The organism is Coprococcus sp. RTP21428st1_C9_RTP21428_210409 (assembly GCF_040227395.1).
In the GTDB taxonomy this organism is placed as follows: Bacteria; Bacillota; Clostridia; order Lachnospirales; family Lachnospiraceae; genus Coprococcus; species Coprococcus aceti.
In genome coordinates, this window is the sequence record NZ_JBEHVV010000144.1 from 1 (window position 1) to 1,465 (window position 1,465).

2 protein-coding genes are annotated in these 1,465 nt (G+C 36.4%); both read right to left on the reverse strand.

Annotated elements, in window-relative coordinates; genetic code table 11:
* Positions 1–37: 37 nt before the first annotated feature.
* Entirely contained in the window at positions 38–925 is an 888-nt protein-coding gene (locus ABUA34_RS14280; RefSeq protein WP_082418098.1) for an IS3 family transposase, read from the reverse strand.
* On the reverse strand, positions 856–1,465 hold a 610-nt coding region (locus tag ABUA34_RS14285; RefSeq protein ID WP_349823542.1), incomplete at its 5' end, for a transposase. The genes ABUA34_RS14280 and ABUA34_RS14285, both read right to left, overlap by 70 nt.

Below are 1,465 nucleotides of genomic sequence, written 5' to 3' on the forward strand. Positions count from 1 at the left end.
TGATATGTACCCAGAATCCTGGACACATATTTATGAACTAGGCTGAACACATGGATGCTATCCTGTATTGTACAGGTGGCATCCATTTTGTTTTTGCCTGAATTCTTTTGTTATTATAATAATCTATATATTCTTCAACCGCTTGTGAGAATTCTTCGAAGGAAGAATAGTCTTTCTCATAACCATAATACATCTCATTTTTCAATCTTCCAAAGAATGTCTCCATAATACAATTGTCATAGCAATTACCTTTCCGTGACATGGATTGTACAATGCCATGTTCTTGTAAGGCATTTCTAAAATTGACATGCTGATACTGCCACCCCTGATCAGAATGAAATATTAATCCTTCGACAGAAGGAAATTTTTCAAAAGCTTTATTTAGCATTCTTTCTATCTGGCCAAGATTAGGAGTCCTAGATAAATCATATGAAATGATTTCGTTTGTATTCATATCTAACACTGGCGATATATAACACTTTCCCCATGAAAAATTGAATTGAGACACATCTGTGGTCCATTTTTGTAAAGGCGAAGTTGTGCTGAAATCTCTGCCTATTATATTATCAGCAATCTTACCAACTTGTCCCTTATAGGAATGATATTTCTCCTTTGGTCGTTTGCCGGCTAATCCTGATTCATGCATAAGACGCTGAACTCTCTTATGGTTCACCTGATACCCGCGATTAATAAGTTCCTGGTGAACCCTTCTTACGCCATATCTGCGTTTGTTCTCCTCAAAAATATTTTTTATTTCTTCTAGTACTTCTTGATTGCGTTCGGCAACAATATCGTTTCTGTTAATCTCAAAATAGTAAGTAGATTTAGCCATATGCATTGCTTTTAGGAGATACTTTAGTTGATATCCTTTTTCTCTGAGTTCTTTGATGATTGCTGCTTTTTCGCCTTGAGTTGCGCAACCCATTTTTCTTGCCTCAAGGCGATCCGTTTTTTTATTACTTCATTCTCGGCTTTGATATATTCATTTTCAGTTCTCAAGCGTATCAGTTCTTCTCGTTCCGATTCTGTTAAAGGTAATGGATTTGTTGATTTTTTCATTCTCGGTTCCTTTGTTGGTCGTCCTTTTTTACTTTCTACCAATCCATTATATCCTTGTAATTTATATTTGTGTACCCATTGATAAAGCAGTCCTGCATTAATGCCTGCTTCTATGGCAACTTTCGTTCTTGGTGTGCCTGCAATAACCTTTGAAATCAGTTCAAGTTTTTCTTCGGGTGTCCATACCTTATTAAACACCTTATGTTTTAAAACTTCTGGACCATGTAAATCAACCAATCTGGACCATTCTCGTATATGCCTTTTGAGAGTATTGGGATTCAGCCCCTCTGGGATGTCAGGATACGAACCCGAATGATACAATTCAACACACATCATTTTAAACTCATAACTATAACGCATAAAAATACCCTCCTTACTGGTTGTCCAGTAAAGAGGGTACATATCA